Source organism: Desulfobacula toluolica Tol2 (assembly GCF_000307105.1).
Classification (GTDB): Bacteria; Desulfobacterota; Desulfobacteria; order Desulfobacterales; family Desulfobacteraceae; genus Desulfobacula; species Desulfobacula toluolica.
On record NC_018645.1, the window covers coordinates 3,676,588 to 3,696,289 of the forward strand.

Below are 19,702 nucleotides of genomic sequence, written 5' to 3' on the forward strand. Positions count from 1 at the left end.
AAAAAGGCCGGATTAACATCATGTTATCCGGCCCTTTATACACTATTTTACATCAGAAAACGATTGTGTCGTTTCCTTAATGTTATTCTTCAGATTTGTCAGCATCTTCACTGTCTTGCTTTTGTGCTTCCTGAACTTTATTTGCTTCAATCTGCTCCTGGATATTGGTTCTCAAAATTTCTCCAAAAGATGATGTTGCAGGTTTCATGTTTTTGGCAAAATCTTCAAGATATTTATCATCATCGTCTTCTTCAAGGCGTTTGATAGAAAGACCGATACGTCTTTCATCACTATTGATGTTCATTACTTTTGCAGTAATGGTTTCGCCGATCTGATAATGTTCTTTCGGACTTTTCACATTTTCTTTGCTGATTTCAGACACATGAACAAGGCCTTCAATGCCTTCTTCAAGTTCAACAAACACACCAAAATCCGTCAAATTTGTGATAACACCGGATATTTCCTTACCCACTTCATAACGCTGACTAACCGATTCCCATGGATCTGCCTGGGTCTGTTTGATGCCCAGAGAAAATCTTTCATTGGCTTTATCAATATCGAGAACCACAGCCTGAATGGTATCGCTTTTCTTGTATACTTCAGACGGGTGTTTGATCCTCTTAGTCCAGGAAATATCAGAGATATGAACAAGACCGTCAATATCATCATCAATTCCGATAAAAAGACCAAATTCCGTAATATTTTTAATTTTACCCTCAATAATAGTGCCTACCGGGTATTTCTGAGAAATAACTTCCCATGGATTATCGACGGTCTGTTTGATACCAAGAGAGATTCTTCTGTTATCCGGTTTAAGATCAAGAACAACCGCTTCGATGATTTCACCAACCGTTACCATCTGGGACGGATGGCGAATCTTTCTTGTCCAGGACATTTCAGACACATGAATCAGTCCCTCAACACCCTCTTCAAGCTCAATAAACGCACCGTAATCTGTAAGACTGACCACTTTACCGGTTATTTTTGAGTCAACCGGATATTTATCAACCGCTGTTGTCCATGGATCCGGAGTCAATTGTTTCATACCAAGTGATACTCTCTCTTTTTCAAGATCAAAAGAAAGAATCTTAACATTGATTTTGTCACCGATAGAAAAGAGTTCTGAAGGATGTTTGACCCTGCCCCATGAGATGTCGGTAATATGAAGAAGACCGTCCACTCCGCCAAGATCGACAAACACACCGTATTCAGTGATATTTTTAACGATCCCTTCCATGACCTTGCCGTCTTCAATCGCCTCAAGAGTCGTACTTCTAAGCTTATCTCTTACAGCCTCAAGAAGAACTCTTCGTGAAAGTACGATATTGTTTCTCTTTTTGTTGTATTTGAGAATTTTGAATGTATAGGTCTGGTTAACCATTTCATCCATGTTGCGGATGGGTCGAAGATCTGCCTGTGATCCCGGAAGGAATGCCAAAAGCCCGATATCAACCGAGAACCCGCCTTTCACCCGACTGGTGATAACACCTTCAATAGTTCCATCGTCATCGTAAATGTCTTTAATTGCGTCCCAAACCTTAACTTTCTTGGCTTTTTCATGGGACAAAAGAACAGTTTCCTCTTCTTCATCCCAGACTTCAATCATTACCTCAAACTCATCATTGACATTGACATTGACATTGCCTTCCTCATCAATGAATTCCTGAATAGAGATCTGCCCCTCAGACTTATATCCGACATCCACAAGGACCGAATCCCTGCCAACGGATATTACAGTTCCGGTTACGACCTGCCCCTCTTCAAATTTTTTAAGACTGGACTCATAGATGTCCAAAAGCTCTTCCATTGTTTCTTCGCCTGTAATTTCAGGCGAAGATGCATCCTGTTTTTCTTCAGGTGCAGGTGTTTCCTGTTTCTCTAAGGTTTCAGTATTCATTTTTTGATTTTCGTTTTCTTCAGCAATGTTGTTCATTAATATTATTCCCCCTAATCGAATTTTTATACCCTACTATAAAGAACAGAATATAGGTAGGTACAATTTTCTTTTATATCAAAAAAAAATAAAATTATCAATAAAATTATTACGATTTTCAAGGTTTTTCAATAATTCCAATCATTCTTTCAACAACTTGTTCAATAGTTAAAAAAGAGGAATCTATTTTTATGGCATCTTCTGCCAGTTTTAGAGGCGCTGACTTTCTCCGGGAATCTTTATAATCCCTCATCTCCATTTGTTTTTGAACCCTGCGAATATCCTTTTTTTCATCCGGCATCTCATCGTATCGTCTTGCTGCACGAACATTTAAATCAGCAAAAAGAAAAAACTTATATGCCGCATCCGGGAAAACCACCGTCCCCATATCCCTGCCTTCAAAAACCGCATCTTTTGTTTTGGCAATGTTGCGTTGAATATCCAAAAGAGCTGCTCTAACCTGTGGTTTTGCCGAAGAAGAAGATGCCAGCATGGTGATGTCTGGCGTTCTAATAAAGTTGGTGATATTTCTTCCAGATGACATTAAGGCAAGCGCCTTTTTTTCAATAACAAAATTAAGATCCAGATCTTTTAAAAATTCTTCAAGTGCAGCATCATTTTCCCAGTCAATTTTCTGCTGCCGGATTTCAAAGGCCACCCCCCTGTAAAGGGCTCCGGTGTCAACATGGACGCACCCAAGCCTTTGTGACAACAAACGGCTTACCGTAGTCTTGCCCGCTCCGGCAGGACCGTCAATGGTAATGATTCGCGTGTTCATCTTTAATCCTTATTTTTTTAAAACCTTTTTAAGGGCCTGAATAAAAGCGATATTTTCTTCTTTTGTTCCCGTATTAACCCGTAAAAACGTATCATACCCGTACGAACTCATTGACCGCACAATAACACCCAGTTTCAGCATTTGTTCAAATACTTGAGTGGCATCAATTTCAAGATCCAGCATCAGAAAATTAGACTGGGTAGGCAAGCAGCGGATACCAATACCGGCAAGTTCATCAAACAGAAAATCAAGGCCGTCATGAGTGGTTCGGATACTTTTGTTTAAAAACGCCTCGTCATCAAGGGCGGCGACAGCCGCAACCTGGGCAAGACTGTTCACATTAAACGGCTGCCTGATCCTGTTTAAAATTTCAGCAATTTGCGAATCCATTATGCCGTACCCTACCCTGAAACCGGCAAGTCCATAAGCCTTGGAAAATGTCCTAAGTGTCACAACCCTTGGATCCTGCAATGGATTTTTCAAGGAATTATAAACAGCATCATCTCTTACAAATTCAATATAGGCTTCATCCACAACAATAATGACATCGTCCGGTACATTTTGAGAAAATTCATTAAACTCATCACAGGTAATCGTACTGCCTGTGGGATTAAACGGATTGGTAATAAAAATCAACCTGGTTTTAGAGGATATGCTGTCAACAAGACCTTCAAGATTGGTTGCAAAATCAGCCAGAGGAACCATGACCGGCACCCCTTTTGCTGTTTTAACACTGATTTCATACATTAAAAAAGAAGGCAGGGGCATGAGTGCCTCATCCCCTGGATTTAAAAACCCATGGGCCAATAATGCGATAATATCATCAGAACCATTTCCCAAGACAATATTCTGCGGGGTAATATGAAATTTTTTTGCAAGCTTATTGTTTAAAACATAGGCTGAAGATTCAGGATACCGATTCATATCCTTCATATGTTGCGACACGGCATCATAAACTTTTGGAGAAAATCCAATGGGATTTTCATTGGATGCAAGCTTGATAGGATTTGAAATATGGTACTCTCTTTCAACTTCCTTGAGCGGTTTACCCGCCACATAGGGTTTAATCGTAGCTATCTGTTCGCTAATTTTAAATTTCATAACCTTCAGTCTCCTAAAAAATAAAAAGAATTATATTTAGTTAGGATTTGAAATTTTGTCAATGGTTATGATATTTAAAACCCTTAACCCATAATAAGCTTAAGGATTTTATGAATAAACATGTAACCATCGGACTTGAGAACCTGATTGCAAATCCGCCGGATTTTTTAAAAGGAAAACGGCTTGGCCTTTTATCCAACCCCGCATCAGTTGACCATCATTTCAACCACGCTTCAAAACTGATTCATCGCCGTTTCCCGGATCAATTAAAAATACTTTTTTCTCCCCAGCACGGATTTTATGCGGAAAAACAGGACAATATGATTGAATCCGAACACTTTGTGGAACCTGATCTGAATATCCCTGTGTACAGTTTATATAATGAGACAAGAATCCCAACCAAAGAGATGTTTGATCAAATGGATGTTCTGCTCATTGATATTCAGGATGTCGGCACCCGGGTCTATACCTTTATCTATACGATTTCCTTTTGTCTTGAAGTGGCGGCAAAGTTCAATAAGCAGGTTGTTATCCTTGACCGGCCCAATCCCATCGGCGGAATACAGGTTGAGGGCAATCTCCTGGCAGAAGAGTATGCTTCCTTTGTTGGAAGATTTCCTATTCCCATGCGGCATGGATTAACGGTGGGAGAAATATCTCAATTTTTCAATAAGCAATTCAATATGGGGTGCGATCTGACCATCATCCCCATGACTGGATGGACAAGACAAATGTACTGGAAGGATACAGGGCGTTTCTGGATACCCCCTTCTCCTAATCTGCCGACACCGAATTCGTGTATAGTCTATCCGGGACAAGTTATTTTTGAAGGCACCAACATATCAGAAGGACGCGGCACCACTCTGCCGTTTGAACAATTTGGAGCCCCTTTCCTGGATACAAAAAAAATCAAAGCCAAAGCAGATAAAATAATTAAAGGTGCCTGTCTTCGTCCGGTTAATTTTGAACCGACATCTGGAAAATGTCAGGGCAGTATTTGTAAAGGCTTTCAAATTCATGTAACCTCCCCCTATGAATTCAAACCATATTTTTCATCCATGATCTTACTTCAGCTGATTATCCGGCATCACATGGATGACTTTAAATTCAAAGAACCCCCTTATGAATATGAATTTAAAAAAATGCCCATAGATCTTATCTTGGGCAGCAAAGCTATGCGTAAAAAGCTGACTAATTTGGAAGATTTAACTCTTTTGCCAGACAAATGGCAACAAGATCTGGAAAGATTTAAAAGCCTTTCAGGAAAATATTATTTATATGAATGACGCAGCTGATTTGCTTGCAACTTTTGTCATCAAAAAAAGCCCTGCTGTAAAGCAGGCTTTTTTTGATGGCTGTATTTTTTATTTTTATGTTCGTTTCAAATGTATCAATTTAAGATTTAGCATCCTGAGATGTGGGTGCATCAACGCCCTCATCTTTTTTCCAGGAATCTTTCAACTCGTCAAATCCCAGATAAAGACCAAGACCACCACCCAAAAGAAGAACAAGTGGAACACACCCTGCCAGAAGCTTTAAAAATTCATCAAACCAGACAGCCAAGCCCACAACACCCAGAAGAACTGCAATCGCTCCACCAATTAATGTTTTCATAAAAAGGTCCTCCTAAAATTTTAATTTAAGCAGTAAATTATTCATTCACAATCAAATAAATATGAAAATTGTCAACATAAGTTTCGAAAAAATAGCACAAGCCTTTGTTTTTTTCAAGGCTATTTTAAGATTGCCATTCCAACAAACCTTTGATAATTAGGGCACAGTTATATCATTAATCGAAAAATCCTTTATAAGGAAAACTAATGGCGTTATTTCAAAAGCTTAAAGGCCTTAGTCTAAAACTATGGCCTAAGCTTGGCAGGCTGACAAACCCCATGCCGGAGAATACAGAAGATCACTTTCTATGCTTTTATCCCGGCAACTCAGGATATCTTATTCAAAAGCTGATTAAACGATTGATCAACAAGCTTAATTTTGATGATCACAATATAGAAAAAATAAAAAATATTGATACAAACAACATAGTTGTTTATGCCAGTAAAAACAAAAGAGTCCTGGATTTTTTGTATTTTCACACAAAATTAAAAAACCTTAACCTGCCATATCCCCAGATAGGGTTTGATTTCAGGTTTCTTTTTCTTTTGCCTGTAAAACAGCTGTGCCGGATCTTTATCTGCCATATGAATTATTTTTTCCGCCATTTTCATTTTGAAGATGCCTATACAACAGGTTATGCCACAAAACAATTATTAAACGGCAGATCCGGATTTATCTGCTTAATTGAAGAAGAAGATTTCTATAAAAGATTTATTAAATCAACCCCTGATCCACTTTTCCTTTTAATTGAACTTCAAAAAAACACAAAAAAATCCGTCATAATTATCCCGGAAGATATTATTTATATCACAAAACCAATGAGAAAAAATCCGACATTAGCGGATATCCTTTTGGGAACCCATGAAAAACCAGGATTAATCAAACGTTTTTTTATCATACTCAAAAAGCCTGAAAAAATAAGGGTTGAAATCACAAAACCGGTTAATTTAAAACAATTTATCAGCAGGCCCGAAATTGAACAGCTTGCTTCGGAATTCCAGGTCCATCGATTGAGAAGCCACCTGGTAGACATCCTGAACAGACAGAGAAAAAGCATTACCGGCCCTGTTTTAAAATCCAGACAGGAAATCACCGAAGATATCCTGACAAAAAAATCTTTACGCGAGTACCTGGCTGAATATGCATCGGAAAACAAACTTACCTTGAGTAAGACCCATAAAAAAGCGGCCGGATATATTAAAGAGATTGCAGCAAATTACAATCTTCAAATCATCAATTTCGGCAACTGGCTGTTGGCCTGGGTGTTTAAAAATATTTTTGAAGATCTTGTTGTCAACCAGGAACAGATCAACCGAATGAGGGAAAAATCGACCAAAGCCCCGCTTATCCTTGTGCCATGTCACAAAAGCCACCTGGACTACCTTTTATTGCCCTATGTCATGTTTAAAAACAATATGCCCTGTCCACACATTGCAGCCGGGAAAAATCTGTCTTTCTGGCCATTAGGCCCTTTGTTCAGGGGGGGTGGAGCATTTTTTCTCAGACGCACCTTTAAAGGTGCGCCGCTCTATGCAAAAATTTTTGCCGCATACCTGGAAAAACTTCTGTATGAAGGATTTAATATAAAAATTTTTATTGAAGGTGGAAGAAGCCGGACAGGAAAACTTTTAAGCCCGAAACCCGGAGGGCTTGCCATGCTTATTAATGCATATATTAATGGTGCATGCAGCAATCTTTACTTTGTGCCTGTTTTTATCGGTTATGACCGTGTTCTTGAAGAAGATGCCTATCTAAAAGAAATTGAAGGCGGCAAAAAAACACCGGAAACGTTGAAAGGACTCATCAATGCCCGTAAATTTCTAAAGAAAAAATACGGCAAAGTCTACATGAGATTTGATGAACCCATCTCCATAAAAGAGTATATTCAAAAAAAGAATATTGATCTTTCCAAAACTTCAAGTGATGAGTATATAAAATTTATAAAAAGTTTTGGTTATAAGCTTATAAATGCCATCAATACCAATGCCGTTGTAACCCCCCATGGTATTATTGCAAGCGCCGTATTAAACTGCTCTAAAAACAGTTTTACAAAAAAACAGATGATTGCCAGGGTCAACACCTATATGAATCTGTTGACATTTATGAATGCAGAGCTTTCCGATACACTTTTGATTGATTCTGATAACACACTGAATTCGGTCGTCAACGACTTTATTTCAAGAAATTTTATCGAACTTGCAGATGAAGATGACAACGATATCACAGAACACACTGTTTTTATTGTAAAAGACAACAAACGGGCAATTCTGGACTATTATAAAAATTCCGTGATATCATTTTTTGTTAAATTTGCCTACACTGCAGTTGCCATCCTTGAGACAGACAGGTTTCAATTTTCGTCTTCAGATCTTGTTGTCCGATATAAATTCCTGGAAAAGATATTCACGGATGAATTTTTCTTTGATGAAGAGACAACTTACGAAGAAGATATTTCAACATGTATCAAGGGATTTATAAACGACGGTATAATTGTACCTGATTCCCGGCAATTGGATATGTTCAGCATCACATCCCAGGGGTTGCGCAAACTCAAATGGTTTGCAGCCTTTTTACAGCCTTTTTTTGAATCTTACAAAACCACCCTTCTTTACTTTGAAAAATATGAAGCCGGCAAGCATGAGGGAAAAGAGCAAATCAAAAAAATTCATTCCAAGGGAACTAAACTTTATAAAGGGAAAATAATCACCTTTAAAGAATCCTTATCCCTGGTGAATTATAAAAACGCGGTCCATTATTTTACCAAATCCGGGATTAACGGGTCCCAGGATCATACACAGATTGAGTATTACAAAAACATTATTGACCGATTAATTCTTTTAATAGCATCATAAAACCATGAAAGCACTTATTCTTTCAGCAGGATTCGGCACCCGGCTGTTACCCTACAGCAAAACAATCCCAAAGCCTTTGTTTACATTGATGTCAAAACCCGTGCTTGAACATGTCATCAAACACCTTGTGGACAATGGATGTGACTATATCCTGATCAATACCCATCATTTGCACGACCAGATAGAAGCCTTTGTTGATCAACTTGATGTTCCTATTGATATTAAAACCATCCACGAACCTGTTATCCTTGAAACCGGAGGTGCCATTGCCAATGCAAAACCTTTTTTAACGGATGATCCTTTTTTTGTCATTAATTCCGATGTCATTTCAAATGTGAACCTGAACAAGTTATATGCGTTCCATAAAGAATCAAAAAGTCTGGCAACGCTTGTTCTTCATGATCATGACAAATTCAATAAAGTCAGCATTGATGATCAGGGATATATCCAAAATTTTGATTCAAAAGCAAATGGTCTTGCATTTACCGGCATACAGGTTTTGTCTCCACAAATTTATGATTATTTTCCCGACAAAAAATCATTTTCAAGCATTGAAGTATATCAACGCCTCATCCGTCTAAAACAGGTAAAAGCATTTGTGGAAAAAAATATTTTCTGGTCTGATATCGGCACATTAGAATCTTATTCAAGAACTTCCCTTCTTGAACTGGCTGCATCCCGGTTCGGGGTTGAACACGACAAAATCAAAGACATTCAAATTGACACCCTTGCCGGAGACGGATCAGACAGGCAATGGTACAGGGCATCATATGGTAATCAAACCGCTGTTATCAGCGACCATGGCATCTGCATGCCGGCAACGGATCGCCTGCGGCAACTCAAAGCCTTTATCCATATCGGAAATCATATTTTTTCCAGGAACATTCCAGTCCCCCGCATCCTCAATCACGATGAGCTTTCAGGAATGGTAACCCTTGATGATCTTGGAGATATACACCTTGAAACCAGGATCAAACAAAAAAATAACACCTCATTTACATTAAAGATTTATAAACAGGTAATCGACTTTGTCATTGATTTTTCAATCAAGGGCTTACAGGGATTTAATAAAAAATGGACCTGCCAGACCGAAACCTACTCAAAAGAATTGATTATTGAAAAAGAATGCCGGTATTTCATAGAGGCATTCATCCAGGGGTATTTAAACCTTGATATATCATTTCATGAGTTTTCAAATGAATTTGACCATATTTCAGACCATGCATTAAAACACGGATTTATCGGGCTGATGCACCGAGATATGCAGTCAAGAAATATCATGATACACAACAATAAGCCGTTTTTTATTGATTTTCAATCAGCCAGATCCGGGCCTTTGCAATATGATCTTGCATCTTTGCTCATCGACCCTTATGTTAACTTAACAGGTAAAATACAAAAGGATCTTTTGCAATACACCACGGAAAAATTAAAATTGAGCCAAACGGAAAGACAAAATTTTTTAGACTGCTATCAATATTGCTGTTTAACAAGAAATCTGCAATTTTTAGGCGCTTTTAGTTTTTTGACTCAAACAAAAAAGAAAACCGGGTTTGAACAGTATATCCCATATGCTGTAAAATCTTTAAAAAAAATCATCTCCGGTTTGAATACGGATAAAATACCCAAACTGTCAAAACTTGTTAAAGCTATATAAGGAATTTTTTTAAAATGGAAAAAATAAATATCATGATCAATGGGCTGCCGGGCAATGTTGCTAAAACAATGGCCCGGTCCGGCATCACCGACAACCGGTTCAATGTCATGCCCTTTTCCCTTACGGGTCAGGAAATCGAAGACAAAACCATTACGATCGACCAGATGAGATTTGAACTTGTCAAACCCGATGTAAGGGATGAAAAAATCATCCGGATTAAACGCCAGTTTAACTCTTTTATTACCATTGATTATACTCACCCCACTGCCGTAAACTCAAATGCGCTTTTTTATACCCAAAACCAGATTCCCTTTGTCATGGGAACCACGGGAGGAAACAGGGAGCAACTTGAGCAGGTTGTAAAAAAATCTTCTACTCCTGCTGTTATTGCGCCGAATATGGCCAAGCAGATTGTGGGATTCCAGGCAATGATGGAATATGCGGCAAACACATTCCCAGGCCTTTTTGAAGGGTATACTCTTCAGGTGTCGGAAAGCCATCAAAACGGAAAAGCAGACACTTCAGGGACTGCCAAGGCAATGGTAGGATATTTTAATCAGCTGGGCGCAAATTTTGATGTGAACAAAATTCAAATGGTACGAGATCCTGAAGTACAAAGAAAAGAATGGAAAATCCCCAAAGAACACATAGCCGGTCACGGATGGCATACCTATACATTAACCGCACCGGACGGATCAGCTTTGTTTGAATTCAAACACAATATCAACGGCCGGGATATTTATGTCAGCGGCACCTTTGATGCTGTTGTTTTTTTGATGGAAAAACTTAATAAACCTGATGACTCCAAAAAACTATATACGATGATTGATGTATTAAACAGGCCGTAATAAATTGAATTTTTATGTAAAACTGGCTTTAATCATATTCGCACTGGCATATCTGATCAGCCCTGTGGATATCATTCCTGATCTATTATTGCCCTATATCGGCTGGATTGATGATGGTGTTATTCTCGGCACCATTGTCTATCTGATCCGTTATGGAAGACTGCCCAATTTCCTGTTTAAAAACCAGGCACCTTTCAACCAGTCTTTTGAACAAAAAAATGCGAATTTTACCTCAAACAAAAAATACAGACAAAAGACCAGCCAAAAGACAAGTCAGGCCTATCAGGAAAAAACCACCTCTGAAAATATTCCCAAAAACCCTTATGCTGTTTTAGGTATTGAACCCGGTGCATCAAAAAAAAAAATCCAGGAGGCATATAAGGAGGCTATAAAAAAATACCATCCTGATAAAGTATCCCATATGGGCAAAGAATTTTCCGATCTTGCCAATAAAAAATTCCTTGAAATCCAACAGGCTTATGACACATTAATGAATAAATAAGGAAAGTGGCCTATGGAATTTTTAAAAATAGGTTCCAAAAAGATTGAAGTGCAGTGGCATAAGCAAAGACAAAAAGATCATCCCACCCTGATCTTTTTGCATGAAGGTCTGGGGTGTGCAAAAATGTGGAAAGATTTCCCCCAAAGGGTCTCCCAAATGACATCTTGTCCCTGTTTGGTTTTTTCAAGATTTGGATACGGCAATTCAGATCCATGCCCCGTCCCCTGGAAAATCAACTTTATGCACAAACAGGCCCTTAGCATCCTGCCGGCCATCATAAAAAAAGCTCAAATTAAAGATTATATTTTGATTGGTCACTCGGATGGCGCATCCATTGGCATCATCTTTGCCGGCAGCCCATATGCACGAGGCTTGAAAGGGCTTATCACTGAAGCCGCACATTTGTTTTGTGAACCCGTCACTGTAGAGTGCATTCAACAGGCAAAAACCAATTATGAACAGCATGATTTAAAGCAACGCCTTGAAAAATATCATGGTAAAAATACAAAGAATGCATTCCGCGGCTGGAATGATGTCTGGCTAAACCCGAATTTTATCAACTGGAACATTGAAAAATACTTAAAGCACATCAATGTTCCCATGCTTGCCATCCAGGGAAAAGACGATCAGTATGGAACCGTAAGGCATATTCATTCCATTCGCCGCCATGTAAATCATGCCAGAACTTGCCTGATTGATAACTGCAGACACTCTCCACACCTTGAGCAGCCTGAAAAAGCATTAAACATCATAACTGAATTTATTAGTCATATTCTATGAAAGCAGCATAAAAAATAAAAAGTCAGGCATAATAACCACTCATATGATCAAGCCTGACAATTCATTAAGTAATATGTTTTTCATTGTAAAATTCAAATACCTCTTTATTTTTACACAAATAATTGTTACTGGATCGCAAATAATTAAATTAGAGGAAATCTAAAAAAGGAATATTCTTGAATGTCACATATCAATAATCCCATGGAAATCTTTAAGTTGCTGAATGGTTCTAACTGTAAAGAATGTAATGAAAAAACCTGCCTGGCATTTGCAGTGGCTGTATTTAAGGAAAAAAAACCGATACATGCGTGCCCTTATTTGGAAAAAAAAGTGATTGAACAGTATGGGGGGGCAATTGAAAAACCCAATACCATTGATGAATATAAAGCAGAAGCTATTGAAACACTCAAACAAAAGATATCCTTGATTGATATTTCCAAAGCAGCGAAACGCATAGGAGCCCAGTTTTACAACAATAAACTTACCGTAAAAATTTTTGGTAAGAATTTAAGTATTGATGCAAAGTGCAACATATCATCTGAAATTCATATCAATGCATATATGATGGTGCCTGTATTAAACTATATCTTGAACGGATCAGGTAAATCTCCGAACGGAAATTGGATCACATTTCGGGAGTTGACTGGCGGAGCTTCCCGATATGCTCATTTTCAACAGCGTTGTGAAAAACCGTTAAAGCGGATTGCTGATATCTATACGGATCTGTTTAAAGATATGCTGGAAATTTTTGACGGAAAAAAAATTGTCAGTCATATTGATTCGGATATTTCAATTGTTTTGTATCCTTTGCCTCTTTTTCCGATAATGGTTTGCTACTGGAAGCCGGAAGATGGTCTTGAGTCTAGTCTTCACATCTATTTTGATACTACGTCTGATGATAATCTTGACATTGAATCCATCTATACGCTTAGTGAAGGTTTTGCTTTGATGTTTGAGAAAATCGCCTTGAAACATGGTTTTTAATAACGGCCATGGCAGATTTGTACGATAAAAATTCCAAAATTATTATTTTTTTATTGAATAAAACATCAATCTTTAATATATTTTTATATCTGCGATATTTATTCACCAAGATAACAGGTATTAAAACACATTAAATAATGTTATGACTTATTTATCCATAATTATTTTAATAGGTTAAGATTTATTTCATATTACCCACTTGCAGTATTTATTATTTTTAGAAATAATTTTTCGAGTTATTTATTAACACGCATTATTTATTAAAAAATGGTTCGGTAATTTTTTTAACCTGCAGCATATAAAATCATAACTATCTAAATTTACCATAACCTGACTTTTAGAATGGCTTCCATAAACTATTGTTATAATTCAAAGATATTTTTTACCAAACTTTTTTACCGACCATTGATTAAAAAAATCAACTTTTTTTGTTGACTTAAGCCTTATATCTTAATATGGGTTAAATACAATATATAAACAGAATTCACTTTATAATTACGATTTCTCTTCTCATTTGGCGCATCGTATGTCCTTGACCTGAAACGACTGAAGCATACTGGTATCAATGTAATTAAACTTTGTAATGAAACCTTAAATGAAAAACATTTCAATTTTTTAATACTGTATTTTATTCTGTAAAAAAGGAGGTGGTGCCGTCTTTATCGTTTTCTTTATCATTTTAGCACCTTGACCGTTAAAACCGCATAAACACAAAGGAGATGATCATGAGCAAAAAAGAAGTCGTTGAAACCACAGAAGCCCAAATCGCAGTTCACTGGAAAGAAGAAAACTATTATTATCCATCCACAAAATTTATTGCTCAGGCCAACCTTAACGATGTTGAAGTTTTTGACCGGTTCAGCCTGGATAATTTCCCGGACTGTTACACAGAATATGCAGAACTTCTAACCTGGTATAAATACTGGGATGAGGTATTGGATTCAAGTGATGCCCCCTGCTTTAAATGGTTTAAAGGCGGACTTTTAAATGCCAGTTACAATTGCATAGACCGTCATCTGAAAAACAATAAAAACAAAACTGCGATCCATTTTGTCCCTGAACTGGAAGAAGAAAAAATTGAGCATATTACCTACCAGGAACTTTATGTGAAAGTAAATGAATTTGCGGCATTATTACGGGATTTTGCCGGGTTAAAAAGAGGAGACAGAGTTACCATTCACATGCCCATGTCGGCAGAGCTTCCCATCACCATGCTGGCCTGTGCAAGGATCGGCGTCATCCACTCTGTTGTATTTGGCGGGTTTTCCGCCAGTGCTTGTGCTGACAGGATTGTGGATTCAAATTCCCGTGTATTAATCACCATGGACGCCTATTACAGGGGAGGAAAACTTCTCAACCACAAGGTGAATGCAGATGAGGCAGTAAAAATTTCTGCTGATGACGGCCAAGTGGTTGATAAAGTATTGGTATGGCAACGATATCCGGGTAAAATTTCGTCTGACACACCCATGGTAAAAGGTCGCGATTTTTTTGTTAATGATGAACTCAAAAAATTCTATGGTGCCCGGGTAGAACCTGAAAAAATGCTGTCTGAAGATCCTCTGTTTCTTATGTATACCAGCGGAACAACCGGCAAGCCCAAAGGTTGTCAGCATGGCACCGGTGGCTATCTTGCCTATGTGACGGCCATGTCAAAATACATCCAGGATATCCACCCTGAAGATGTTTACTGGTGTATGGCTGACATTGGATGGATCACAGGACACTCTTTCATCGTATACGGCCCTTTGGCCCTATGCGCCTCTTCTGTGATTTATGAAGGCGTGCCTACCTATCCCGATGCCGGACGTTCCTGGAGAATTGCCCAGGAACTGGATGTCAATATTTTCCATACGGCTCCAACCGCTATCCGGGCGTTAAGAAAATTAGGCCCGGATGAACCTGCCAAATACAATTACCATTTCAAACACATGACAACCGTTGGAGAACCCATCGAGCCTGCTGTATGGAAATGGTATGAATCCGCTGTCGGCAAAGGGGAAGCCATAATAGTAGACACTTGGTGGCAAACGGAAACCGGTGGATTCCTTTGCAGTACCGTTCCGGGACTCAGTCCCATGAAACCGGGCAGTGCAGGTCCCGGAGTTCCCGGCATTCACCCCATCATTCTGGATGACGACGGCAATGAAATCACTGAACCGGGCATTGCCGGAAATATTTGCATCCAAAACCCATGGCCTGGAATGCTCCAGACAGTGTGGGGAAACAGACAAAGATTTGTTGACACCTATTTTGCCCAGTATTGCAAAGACCCCAACAGCAAAGACTGGAGAGACTGGCCCTACCTGGCGGGAGATGCTGCAACAAAATCGGAAGACGGATACTACAGGATTCTGGGCAGGATTGATGATGTTATCAATGTGTCGGGTCACCGCCTTGGAACCAAAGAAATCGAATCAGCAGCCATGGTAGTCGATGAGGTTGCAGAAGCCGCTGTTGTACCGGTTTCCCATGATATCAAAGGCAAGGAGCCTGACCTGTATATTGCCCTTAAAACTGGGGTTGAACCAAGTGAAGAGCTGGCCAGAAAAATCTCCGATGCCATTTGCGACCAAATCGGCAAAATCGCCAAGCCCAGAAAAGTATGGCTGGTTCCTGATATGCCCAAAACCAGATCCGGTAAAATCATGAGACGGGTCTTGGGTGCCATCTCCAACAAAGGGGATGTGGGCAATGTCATGACATTGGCAAACCCGGAAGTTGTTGAGGAAATCAAACACATGGTTCAAAAATAATAATTTATCCGCTGAAGTTTCAGGAGGTTATTGTATGTCCAATTTGTATGCAAAAGCTTATGAACAATCCATAAACAATCCTGACAAATTCTGGGGATCTATTGCTGAAGACTGCCACTGGTATAAAAAATGGGATAAAGTTCTGGATGACTCAAACAAACCATTCTACAGGTGGTTCACAGGTGCAGAAACAAATTCCTGCTACAATGCAGTTGATCTTCATGTGGATAACGGCAATGGGGAACAAGATGCAATTATTTATGACAGCCCGGTAACAGATACCATCAAAAAATACACTTTTTTTGATCTCAAAGACCGGGTTGCAAAATTTGCCGGGGTTTTAACCTCAAAAGGCGTTGGCAAGGGAGACAGGGTTATTATTTATATGCCCATGATACCGGAAGCCGTATTTGCAATGCTGGCCTGCGCAAGGATCGGTGCTGTCCATTCTGTTGTTTTTGGCGGATTTGCAGCCAATGAACTGGCCACCCGGATCAATGATGCCAAACCCAAGGTGATTGTATCGGCATCCTGCGGCATTGAGGTGACACGCGTCATAGAATATAAACCTCTTTTGGATGAAGCCATTAATCTGTCCGAGTCAAAACCGCAAACCTGTATCATTTTCCAAAGGCCCCAGGCAACAGCAAATATGATTGAGCAAAGGGATTATGACTGGAATGATGAAATGGCAAAGGCAGTTCCCCAGGATTGTGTTCACGTCAAAGCAACAGACCCGCTCTACATTCTTTACACGTCCGGCACAACCGGACAGCCCAAAGGTGTTGTAAGGGATAACGGCGGACATATGGTGGCGTTAAAGTGGACCATGAAAGCTGTTTATGGTGTTGATAAAGGGGATGTATACTGGGCAGCTTCCGATATCGGATGGGTCGTAGGCCACTCATACATTGTCTACGGCCCCCTCTTTAAAGGGTGTACCACCATCCTTTTTGAAGGCAAACCCGTGGGAACTCCTGATGCAGCAGCTTTCTGGAGAGTGATCTCTCAGCACAAAGTCAAAACAATGTTTACAGCTCCAACGGCATTCAGGGCCATTAAAAGGGAAGATCCAAATGCCCAATTGATGAAAAATTTTAACCTGTCCTGTTTCAACTACCTGTTTCTGGCCGGAGAACGGCTGGACCCGGACACATTGTCGTGGGCTCAAAATGCCCTCAAGATACCGGTGATTGATCACTGGTGGCAGACGGAAACCGGTTGGGCCATTGCAGCCAATTGTGTAGGACTTCACCGGTTTGATGTCAAACCCGGATCTCCCACAAAAGCTGTTCCAGGATGGAATATGGTTGTTCTGGGCCCTGACGGACGGGCTGCCCGTGCAGGGGAGATAGGTGCCATCGTAGCCAAATTGCCGCTTCCTCCGGGCACATTGCCCACACTCTGGCAAAACGATCAAAGATATGTTGATTCATATCTGACAATGTTCCCTGGATACTATGAAACTGCTGACGCAGGATTTATTGATGAAGACGGGTATGTCTATGTTATGGCCAGGACAGACGACATTATCAATGTGGCAGGCCACAGGCTTTCCACCGGAGCTATGGAAGAAGTCATTGCAGAACACCCGGATGTTGCAGAGTGCGCCGTCATGGGTGTTGAGGATAAACTCAAAGGCCAGATTCCTCTTGGGATGATGGTATTAAATGCCGGTGTGGATCGGGATAATGATGAAATTGTAAAGGAAGTTGTTGACCTGGTCAGAAGTAAAATCGGGCCGGTTGCTGCGTTTAAAACCGCAACCGTCGTAAAACGGCTTCCCAAAACAAGATCCGGGAAAATTCTCAGGGGAACCATGCGGGCAATCGCAGACAAAAAAAAGTATAAAATCCCTGCTACCATTGATGATCACACAACACTTGATGAAATTGAAGAATCCCTTGGAAAAATCGGATACGGCAACAAGGCCTGAAATTTTCACAAATGAGTCAGCATCAAACATATAAAACAATTCACGGAAGGGAGGTGGTGCAGTATGCCCTGATTATCTTTGTCAATCGATAATCATGTAAGTGATCCGATCAATCGAAATGTAAGACGAAACAAAAGGAGACGTATTATGGATCCAAAGATGTGGGTATACATCCTGCTTGGACTATACATTATTTATTGTTTCTGGTGGGGGCTAAGGGGCTTTTTTACTGAAAAAACCGCTTCAGGTTATGGAATTGCAGGGCGTTCCATACCTTTTATCGCATTTTTGATGGCGGCAACGGCTGCATCTTTTTCCGGGTGGACATTCATAGGGCATCCCGGTTTGATCTGGAAGGCAGGGCTTGTGTATGCTTTTGCCTCGTTCTATGTTCTAACCATACCCATCACAGGTGCATTTTTTGCCAAAAGAAACTGGCTCATGGGCAAACGGTACGGGTTTATCACACCGGGTGACATGTTCGCCTACTATTACAATAATGAAGGTGTCAGGTGGCTGACGGTTCTTGCAGCATTTCTCTACTCTATTTTTTACTCAGGCCTCCAGCTTATTGCCGCAGCAAAACTCTTTTACTGGGTTGCCGGTGTTCCCCAGACCATCGGCCTGATCTTCATGGCCTTCATTGTGTGGTTCTATGTTGTAACCGGAGGTCTTAAAGCAAGTACCTGGGTCGGGGTTCTTCAATTCTGTCTCCTGGTCGGCGGTATTATACTCCTGGGTTTTTATGTTATCACATCACCTCTTTTTGGCGGCTGGACAGGTTTTGCAGCATCAATGAACGGCCTTGAAGACAAATATATGAAAGTTCCCGGTTTGATCCACTTTGGCCTTGGCACTGGAGGCTGGACTGCGGTGATGATTTTAACCTACATGTTTGCTCTCATGGGTATTCAGTCATCACCTGCTTTTACGCTATGGAACTTTGGCCTTTCATCTCCCAAACCCCTTGCCTGGCAGCAGGTATTCATGTCAACCTTTGTTGTTGGCCTGGCTCTTTTCTTTTTTACGGCTTTCCAGGGTATTGGTGCAAGGATATTGATGATGGCAGGTGAACTTGCCCCCAAAGTCGACGGTGACGTGGTGCCCATGCTCATGACCAAATTCTTGCCCGGACCGGTTCTGGGCCTGGTTTTCTTAGGGGCCATTGCAGCCATTCACTCAACGGCTGCTCCCTATATCGGAACCGGTGGCACCATCATCCAGAGGGATGTCTGGTGGAGGTATGTCAGAAAACAAGGGGGATCTCACAGAGAACAGATCTGGACTAATCGTATTTTTGCAACCATTCTGGCGGTCGCAGCAGTTGTGGTAAGTTTGACCTCCACGGATGCCATTGTTATGATCGGTGGTTTTGCAACCGCTTTTGGCACGATTATGTACATCTGTCTGCTGGGTGTTCACTGGGGATTTAAATTCCCCAGTATTGGTGCGGTGTTAGGCCTTATTTCAGCTATTGTTGCATGTTTTTTAACCTATTATGTCTGGAAATATCCGCTTTCCATGCACACGGCTTTCTGGGGTATTTTTACAGGCCTTATCGTGGCTTATCTTTGCCGTGGTATAGGGTTTAAAGACAGTGAAGAAACCATTGCCCGTCAAAAAGAAGTGAGAGCTTGGCTTGACTCTGTGGATGGCCCGTCTGAAAACGGTAAAAAATGGCGATCCAGAATGAAAATAATTGTTCCTGTATGGTATTTACTGGCTCTTGGTCCGGGTGTTCTTATCGGCAATACCGCATTTACGTTCTGCGGATTCCCGCCCATCTGGGCATGGCAGATCGTCTGGTGGATACTGGGTATTGTAATGATGTGGGCTCTTTGCTTTAAAGCTGAAATGTCAACAACGTCCGATGAACAGATCAGACGCGCAGATACAGAGACAATGGATGTGACAAAGGAAGCGGATTAATTGTTTTTAAACAATTTAATTTAAGGAGAACA

14 protein-coding genes are annotated in these 19,702 nt (G+C 40.2%); 10 read left to right on the forward strand and 4 right to left on the reverse strand.

Annotated elements, in window-relative coordinates; all coding sequences use genetic code 11:
• Positions 1-82: 82 nt before the first annotated feature.
• The 3 genes from TOL2_RS16795 to hisC all read right to left on the reverse strand — a co-directional run bounded on the left by TOL2_RS16795 (position 83) and on the right by hisC (position 3,812).
• Positions 83-1,933 (reverse strand): 30S ribosomal protein S1, encoded by a 1,851-nt coding sequence (locus TOL2_RS16795; RefSeq protein ID WP_014958492.1) that lies wholly within the window; start codon positions 1,931-1,933, stop codon positions 83-85.
• 118 nt (positions 1,934-2,051) lie between these two features.
• Positions 2,052-2,711 (reverse strand): (d)CMP kinase, encoded by a 660-nt coding sequence (gene cmk / locus TOL2_RS16800; protein ID WP_014958493.1) that lies wholly within the window; start codon positions 2,709-2,711, stop codon positions 2,052-2,054.
• Between the two features lie 9 nt (positions 2,712-2,720).
• The gene (gene hisC / locus TOL2_RS16805) at positions 2,721-3,812 is read right to left on the reverse strand and encodes a histidinol-phosphate transaminase (protein WP_014958494.1); all 1,092 of its coding nucleotides are present in this window, start codon (positions 3,810-3,812) and stop codon (positions 2,721-2,723) included.
• A 110-nt stretch (positions 3,813-3,922) separates the two neighbouring features.
• Between hisC and TOL2_RS16810 the strand changes: the two genes are divergently transcribed.
• A complete protein-coding gene (locus TOL2_RS16810; protein WP_014958495.1) occupies positions 3,923-5,098 on the forward strand; it encodes an exo-beta-N-acetylmuramidase NamZ family protein in 1,176 nt (391 codons plus the stop codon).
• A gap of 109 nt (positions 5,099-5,207) precedes the next feature.
• Here TOL2_RS16810 and TOL2_RS16815 read toward each other — a convergent pair whose 3' ends face one another.
• Positions 5,208-5,426, reverse strand: coding sequence for a hypothetical protein (locus TOL2_RS16815; RefSeq protein WP_014958496.1), 219 nt, complete (start codon positions 5,424-5,426; stop codon positions 5,208-5,210).
• A 206-nt stretch (positions 5,427-5,632) separates the two neighbouring features.
• Here TOL2_RS16815 and TOL2_RS16820 point away from each other — a divergent pair, with 206 nt between their 5' ends.
• From TOL2_RS16820 to TOL2_RS16860, 9 genes are all read left to right on the forward strand, one after another.
• Positions 5,633-8,278 carry a 1-acyl-sn-glycerol-3-phosphate acyltransferase gene (locus tag TOL2_RS16820; RefSeq protein ID WP_014958497.1) on the forward strand — a complete coding sequence of 882 codons (2,646 nt, stop codon included), beginning with the start codon at positions 5,633-5,635 and terminating at the stop codon, positions 8,276-8,278.
• 4 nt (positions 8,279-8,282) lie between these two features.
• Complete coding sequence (locus TOL2_RS16825) at positions 8,283-9,935, forward strand: sugar phosphate nucleotidyltransferase (RefSeq protein WP_014958498.1); 1,653 nt, start codon at positions 8,283-8,285, stop codon at positions 9,933-9,935.
• Between the two features lie 14 nt (positions 9,936-9,949).
• Positions 9,950-10,783 (forward strand): dihydrodipicolinate reductase, encoded by an 834-nt coding sequence (gene dapB, locus TOL2_RS16830; protein ID WP_014958499.1) that lies wholly within the window; start codon positions 9,950-9,952, stop codon positions 10,781-10,783.
• A gap of 4 nt (positions 10,784-10,787) precedes the next feature.
• Positions 10,788-11,285, forward strand: coding sequence for a DnaJ domain-containing protein (locus TOL2_RS16835; protein ID WP_014958500.1), 498 nt, complete (start codon positions 10,788-10,790; stop codon positions 11,283-11,285).
• A gap of 12 nt (positions 11,286-11,297) precedes the next feature.
• A complete protein-coding gene (locus TOL2_RS16840; protein ID WP_014958501.1) occupies positions 11,298-12,065 on the forward strand; it encodes an alpha/beta fold hydrolase in 768 nt (255 codons plus the stop codon).
• Positions 12,066-12,245: 180 nt separating this feature from the next.
• A complete protein-coding gene (locus TOL2_RS16845) occupies positions 12,246-13,049 on the forward strand; it encodes a DUF3786 domain-containing protein (RefSeq protein WP_014958502.1) in 804 nt (267 codons plus the stop codon).
• A gap of 725 nt (positions 13,050-13,774) precedes the next feature.
• Positions 13,775-15,805, forward strand: a complete 2,031-nt coding sequence (acs, locus tag TOL2_RS16850; protein WP_014958503.1) for an acetate--CoA ligase — start codon at positions 13,775-13,777, stop codon at positions 15,803-15,805.
• A gap of 34 nt (positions 15,806-15,839) precedes the next feature.
• A complete protein-coding gene (locus TOL2_RS16855; protein ID WP_014958504.1) occupies positions 15,840-17,741 on the forward strand; it encodes a propionyl-CoA synthetase in 1,902 nt (633 codons plus the stop codon).
• A gap of 147 nt (positions 17,742-17,888) precedes the next feature.
• Entirely contained in the window at positions 17,889-19,670 is a 1,782-nt protein-coding gene (locus TOL2_RS16860) for a sodium:solute symporter family protein (RefSeq protein WP_014958505.1), read from the forward strand.
• Positions 19,671-19,702: the final 32 nt, after the last annotated feature.